The organism is uncultured Granulicatella sp. (assembly GCF_963516875.1).
Classification (GTDB): domain Bacteria; phylum Bacillota; class Bacilli; order Lactobacillales; family Aerococcaceae; genus Granulicatella.
The window spans coordinates 52,634-58,987 of the sequence record NZ_CAUQCL010000011.1 but is presented as its reverse complement, the minus strand read 5'-3'; the positions used below and the strand labels follow the sequence as shown (position 1 = coordinate 58,987).

Annotated in this window: 6 protein-coding genes, 2 tRNA genes and 1 riboswitch; all 8 genes read left to right on the top strand. The window is 31.3% G+C overall.

The window, feature by feature from the left end; genetic code table 11:
- Positions 1–54 precede the first annotated feature (54 nt).
- The 8 genes from RWM24_RS05700 (at position 55) to RWM24_RS05660 (ending at position 6,326) form a co-directional block, all read left to right on the top strand.
- Positions 55–128: transfer RNA gene (locus RWM24_RS05700), tRNA-Asn, on the top strand.
- A gap of 31 nt (positions 129–159) precedes the next feature.
- Positions 160–232: transfer RNA gene (locus RWM24_RS05695), tRNA-Thr, on the top strand.
- Positions 233–378: 146 nt separating this feature from the next.
- A complete protein-coding gene (locus RWM24_RS05690) occupies positions 379–1,098 on the top strand; it encodes a metallophosphoesterase family protein (RefSeq protein WP_314112385.1) in 720 nt (239 codons plus the stop codon).
- A gap of 12 nt (positions 1,099–1,110) precedes the next feature.
- Positions 1,111–1,770 carry a type II CAAX endopeptidase family protein gene (locus tag RWM24_RS05685; RefSeq protein WP_314112383.1) on the top strand — a complete coding sequence of 220 codons (660 nt, stop codon included), beginning with the start codon at positions 1,111–1,113 and terminating at the stop codon, positions 1,768–1,770.
- Positions 1,767–2,897 carry a sensor histidine kinase gene (locus RWM24_RS05680; RefSeq protein ID WP_314112382.1) on the top strand — a complete coding sequence of 377 codons (1,131 nt, stop codon included), beginning with the start codon at positions 1,767–1,769 and terminating at the stop codon, positions 2,895–2,897. The genes RWM24_RS05685 and RWM24_RS05680 overlap by 4 nt, the downstream gene beginning before the upstream one ends.
- Positions 2,890–3,546, top strand: coding sequence for a response regulator transcription factor (locus RWM24_RS05675; RefSeq protein WP_314112380.1), 657 nt, complete (start codon positions 2,890–2,892; stop codon positions 3,544–3,546). Before RWM24_RS05680 ends, RWM24_RS05675 begins: the two co-directional genes overlap by 8 nt.
- Positions 3,547–3,609: 63 nt before the next feature.
- Positions 3,610–3,699: riboswitch (TPP riboswitch) on the top strand.
- 305 nt (positions 3,700–4,004) lie between these two features.
- Positions 4,005–5,324: an SEC10/PgrA surface exclusion domain-containing protein gene (locus RWM24_RS05665; RefSeq protein ID WP_399539420.1), complete on the top strand. Its 1,320-nt coding sequence runs from the start codon at positions 4,005–4,007 to the stop codon at positions 5,322–5,324.
- Between the two features lie 258 nt (positions 5,325–5,582).
- The gene (locus RWM24_RS05660; RefSeq protein ID WP_314112379.1) at positions 5,583–6,326 is read left to right on the top strand and encodes a protein phosphatase 2C domain-containing protein; all 744 of its coding nucleotides are present in this window, start codon (positions 5,583–5,585) and stop codon (positions 6,324–6,326) included.
- The last annotated feature ends 28 nt before the right edge of the window (positions 6,327–6,354 follow it).

The window sequence follows — 6,354 nt, the reverse complement described above, 5'->3', positions numbered from 1 at the left end:
GTAGTTGGGGGTTTCCCCCTGTGAGGGTAGGACGTTGCCACGCTTTTCAAATATTCCGCAATAGCTCAGTTGGTAGTAGCGCATGACTGTTAATCATGATGTCGTAGGTTCGAGTCCTACTTGCGGAGTTCTTTTTTTTTACCCAAAATTCAGTAGCTTGCTGCTTTAGCTCAGTCGGTAGAGCGTCACCTTGGTAAGGTGGAGGTCGCCGGTTCAATCCCGGCAAGTAGCTTTTTTAATATTAAAATGAAGTGAGACTGGTGAATACCAGTCTTTTTTGTTATACAGATATACTAATGAACATCAATTTGTAAGCTTTTTTGAAAGTTTATAGTATGGTATAATCATCGTATGTTTAAAGAGGAGTTGTAGAAATTTATGAAAAAAACATATTTTATTATTGGAGATGTTCATGGAGAAGATAAAATGCTCGATGAAATGTTAAAGAATTGGGATGAAAGTACTCAACAATTAGTTTTCCTTGGAGACTTAATTGATAGAGGTCCTAATAATAAAAAAAGTGTTTTAACGGCTATGAAATATGTTCAAGAGAAAAATGCTTGGTATGTGATGGGAAATCATGAAGTCATGTTTTTAGCTTGGATTGATAATCCTGAAGAGCGTTTTGATCACTATATGAGAAATAATGGAAATACAACGATTAATCATTTATTGAATCGACCAATAGATACAGAAATCGATTCTTTAAAAGATTGCGAATTAGTCAAAGAACAATACCCTGAATTAATCGCATTTTTAAGAGAACGTCCTTTATATATTGATGAAGGGGATGTCTTATTTGTTCATGCAGGTGTTGATTTACGTTTAGATCATTGGTTAGATACTATTCCAAAAGATTTTTATTGGATTCGTGAGCCATTCCATACAGGTAAAAATACAACAGGGAAAACGATTATTTTTGGTCATACTCCATTAAAGGGTTTAAATGAAGATGGAAACTATATGAAGTTATGGCAACATGATGGGAAAATTGGAATGGATGGCGGTGCTGTATTTGGTGGAGCTTTACATGGAGTTGTTTGGCACGATGGTGAAATTCAAAAAATTTATAGTCTAGAACATAAAGATTTCCATTAATGGAGGTAAATAATGAAGAAAAAGGCAGTATTATTATGGTTTGTTTATTTTTCTAATTTAATGATTGTTCCTCGATTTTTTCTAACACAAGCTGAAGATGGTACATTACATGTCGATAGAAAAGTATATATTTTAGTTCAATTAATAACAGCGATGTATGCAGTATGGTCTTATCGAGAATTGATTCAAAGAGGATTCGAAAGTTTAGTAAAACGTAGATTTGTTCGTGATATTGCGATTGGATATGTTGTTCGAGTAGTCCTAACTATGCTTTTAGCGCTTGTAGTTCCATTACAGCAAACGGATAATCAAGCTAATATTGAATCGTTATTAAATTCAACTTCTATTGTATTGATGTTAATCTTAACGTGTGTAGTTGCACCGATTGTAGAAGAATTAGTATTTAGAGAAGCGATCATTGGAGCTTTCAAAGATAAAGTAAATCCTTGGATTTTAACGGGAGTTTCTATATTCTTTTTTGTGTTACTTCACTCGATTTCTAATAGTGGTGGAATTGATTGGAGTGCAGCTTTAATGTATGTTCCTTTAACAATTCCTTTAGTTGGAATATATCGTTATTATGAGGATAATGTTGCAGCATCTATGTTAATGCATTTTGTTAGTAATAGTGTTGCGATGATTTTTTTAGTAGCTAGAGGGTTCCTATCATGAAAATAATTCAAGAAAATCAATTAAAATTTATTATTCGTTATGGATTATTCATAACCGCTTTAGCTGAATGGGCTTTTTATCAACCTTTTAATCCTTATCATTTATTAATTTTTTTAGGAATGATAATTGTTGCTCAATTGGATTATTATTCGCTTCAATATCCTTGGATAATTTTAGTTCAAGGGACTTTAATTTTAGCATTTTGCTATGTTACGGCTCATCTTTCGATAAGTTTACTATTATTATTATGTTTTGAAATTAGTTTTCGATTTTCATCTTTACATGCAATGATTCTTCAAGTGATGATTAGTCTAGTAGTTATTGTATTAGGGATAAAGCAGCAACAATGGTGGTCGATTCCAGTAATGATTTTTGGCAATGTATTATTTTATTATGGTGCACATCTTGTTTTAAAGTTAAATGATCAAGAAAATTTATTGAAAGAACAAGAAAATCAATTGTTTGAGCAGAAAAAGGAATTGCAACAAGTCCAATATACAATGGGAACGATGAAGGAATTATATACTTTACAAGAGAGAAATCGTATTTCAAGAGAAATTCATGATTCAGTTGGACATAGTCTATCAACGATTATTATTCAATTAGGAGCGATTAGTAAACTAAGTGAAACGAATCATCCTCAAATATCTCAAATGAGTTCTGAATTACGAGAATTTGCTGTGAAAGGATTACAAGAAGTACGTAGTGTTGTTCATGATTTAAAACCAGAACAACTTACTAAACAACAATTAAATGTCGCTTTAGAAGAATTTATTTATGAAACGAAACAACATAGTGGGGTAGAGTTTGTATTTCGACAAAATAAACCAACAATTAAACTTACTAAAGAGCAAGAGTTGACGATTTTTAGGGGTGTGCAAGAAGCAACGACAAATGCGATTCGTCATGGAAAGGCAACAAAAATTACGTTATTAATGATGTATTCGGCAAATGAACTTATTGTAACAATTATGGACAATGGAGTGGGTACTTCAAATATTTCCCTAGAAGGTGGACTAAAAGCTTTAGAAGAGCGACTGCATGAACAACAGGCACAATTAGAAATCAAAAATTCCGAACAAGGATTTACAGTACAAATGAAATTGAAAGGAGAATCCAATGTCTGAAAAAATTAAAGTGATGTTAGTAGATGATGAACAATTAATTCGTTCAGGTTTGAAAATTATGTTAGAAACTTATCCAGATATTGAAGTAATTCATCAAGCTGGAAATGGAAGAGAAGCGTTCGAATGTTGTCAAATTGAGGTTCCAGATGTTGTATTAATGGATATTCGTATGCCAGATAGTACGGGAATTGAAGGAACTAAACTCATCAAAGAAGCTTATCCAGAAGTGAAAATTGTAATGGTAACAACCTTTCAAGATACGGAGTATATTGTCGAAGCGATGCAATATGGAGCTTCAGGTTATTTATTAAAAGATAGTAGTTATGAAGCTATCTATGATGGTATTAAAGTAGCTTTATCTGGAAAAGTAGTGATGGATGCAACAGTTTCAGAGAAATTAGTGATGCAACCAAAATCACCGGCTGCTTCTACAGAAAAGAAAACAGATATTTCTTCATTAGGATTAACTGAAAGAGAAATTGAACTTATTCGACTTGTATCTCAAGGGTTAAATAATAAAGAAATTTCAGAAGCATTATTTTTATCTGAAGGAACCGTGAAAAATAATATTAGTACAATTTTATCAAAATTAGCTTTACGTGATCGTACACAATTAGTGATTTTTGCATATGATCATCATATTCGTTAATAAAAGTAGTTTAGATAACTTTTCTTCTTAGAGGAAACATGCTATACTAAACTCAATTCAATAGAGAAGCATTTGGGGTGCCGAAAGGCTGAGATCATACCCATTGAACCTGTTCTGGATAATGCCAGCGAAGGAAAATGACGATCAAGAATAGAAAAGAATGAATTACTATGATTAAAATTAGTAGTTGATTCCTATCTTTTATGATGCGATGAATCCCCCTTTTGTAATATACGAAAGGGGATTTTTATATAGTTTTAACGTGTAGTTTCTGTCAGCAGGAAACATGTGCTTTCGATTGAAGTAAAACACCAAATTGTTGCCATCATTTTGGTGTGTTTTCCCTTTTTCTCCACTATCAGAGTTGTGCCTGATAGTGGAGTTTCTCTTTATAGGCTATTAGTTGCTTTTTATGCAAGATTCGGTACAATAACAGTAAGGAATAAAGGAGGCACTTTATGAACAAAAAAACAATTATTTCATTACTAGCAACGGTTACTTTAACAAGTCTTGCTGCAGTTCACGCAGAAGAAACTTCAAAACAAGGTTGGATTAAAGAAAATGGTTCATGGTATTTTTATCAAAATCAAAAGCCAGTGACTAAACAATGGCAAGGGGACTATTATTTAAAAGCTGATGGAAAAATGGCTGTTTCAGAATGGGTACAAAATTCTTTTGAAAATGCTTGGTACTATTTAAAAGGTGATGGATCTTATGCTCATGATGAGTGGGTAGGTTCTTACTATTTAAAATCAAATGGGAAAATGGCTGCATTAGAATGGATTTATGATAAGTCTTATGAAGCATGGTATTATCTAAAATCAGATGGAACGTATGCTTATGATCAAGAAGTAGATGGATACTATTTAGAATCAGATGGTAAAATGCGTGAATCAGAAGAGGATCATTTAAGAAGAAATTTAGATGGTGAAGTTCAATTTCAACGTCAACAAGAAGAAAAGAAAGCATTAGAAAAAGCGATTCAATGGTTAGAATCAGAGGATTCAATTTCAATTAATGAAGAATATGCAAAACGTTTGAATCAATATGGTTCAACTGATCAAGGTAAAAATCAAGAGAATGTATCGGCTTTAAATACTATTAGTAAATCATTATTAAAACAAAATCAAAAAGAAATAGGAGCTATTTCTAATACATTATTGGCAAAATATAATCTTCGTTCAATGCCAGAAGATATGAAACAATCCCTAAACCTGTATGCTGCTTCGTTAATTAATTCAGTCAGAAAACAAATGAATTATTCGCCAGTAAAAGTAACAGAAACAATGGTTACTATTGCGGAGCAAATTGCTAAAGAGTACATTAATGATGGAAGATTTATTGCAGATGGAAAAGGTCATGATGCGCATGCCATTAATAAAGTAGTAGAACAATATGGAATACTAACTTCTACAGATAATTCAAAATCAAATGGTAGCCAATATTATGAAAATGCGATTAGCACAGATTTCCAAAATCAAGATTACTTTACTATTCGTGCTGAATTAAGAGAAGCTATCTTATTATTCTTATTTAATGGAATCGAATATGATCATGCTCAAAGTGTTGCAGGAGTGAATTTCGGAAAATCATACAGTGCTGATTACTTTGGAGTAGGATTAGGAGCTTCTGGGCACTTTATTCAAATAGAAGATTCTTATTTAGAAAAAGAAGGTACTTTACCATTTTCAAAAGCAGAAATTTCTCAAAAAGTTCGTACAGATTATGAACAAAAAGTGATTCAACGTTTAAAAGAACATTTAGCAACTTTAAAATAATCGATTAAAAGTGGGCAATCGTCATTGCCTGCTTTTTTTGTCGATAAACTAAATATGAATGATGCGCTTACATTTTTGATGCTTTCTATTATATTTTTCTAGACAATTATACTTTGAAGGTATATGATGAAAGAAATGACATCGGTGTCATAATTGTTTTTTTTATATTTCTAAAGATTTTACTAACTAAATTTGTGTTAGTTGGAATTTTTTAACGATAGATTTAACTTATCTTATTGAAATTTGAGGGTAGAAAGTATGAAAATAAGAAATATTTGTTCTATACAAGGAACAGCAATGGAAAATGAGGATGCCTTAGGGAATATTGAAAATTATTATTGGATTATTGATGGGGCTACAGATTTATATGATTCAAAAAAGTCTATTGGATATTCTGTTTCTGAGATAACTCATCTATTATCTGAAAAACTAAAAGTATATTGCAATGAAAAAGAATCTTTAAAGACTATTTTTCAAAATGCTATAAAGGAAGTTAGAAATATTATAGGTTTAAATGATTCCAATCATGAAGAATACTATAAATTACCAACATTTGCCTTTATTATTGCTAGATTGTCACGAAGAAAACTTGAATATTTAATCCTTGGTGATTGTGTCATGTTAGTAAATGATGAACAATTAACGGATCATAGAGTGGATCGATTATTTGATTTAGGAAAAAATGAAATAGAGAATTCAAAAAAAGGTTTAAATGTATTAAATAAAAAAGAAATTTTACAAAAAATTAGAGGGCTTGCTAATAAAGAGAAAGGTTATTGGATTGGTTCTTTAGATGATTCAAGTATTGAACATGCGCTATATGGAAATCTTGAAGTTACTGGAGATAAAATTGTTTTGATGAGTGATGGATTTTATGATTATTATTCTCAAAATACTACTAAAAGTTTTGAGGAATTAATCGCAATGAGAAAACAATCGACAGAACTTGATCCTATTTATGGAAAAAAGGATGATGCAAGTATATTAGTTGTTGAATTGTAAGGCGATATTACAAAGGAAATTTTAATAT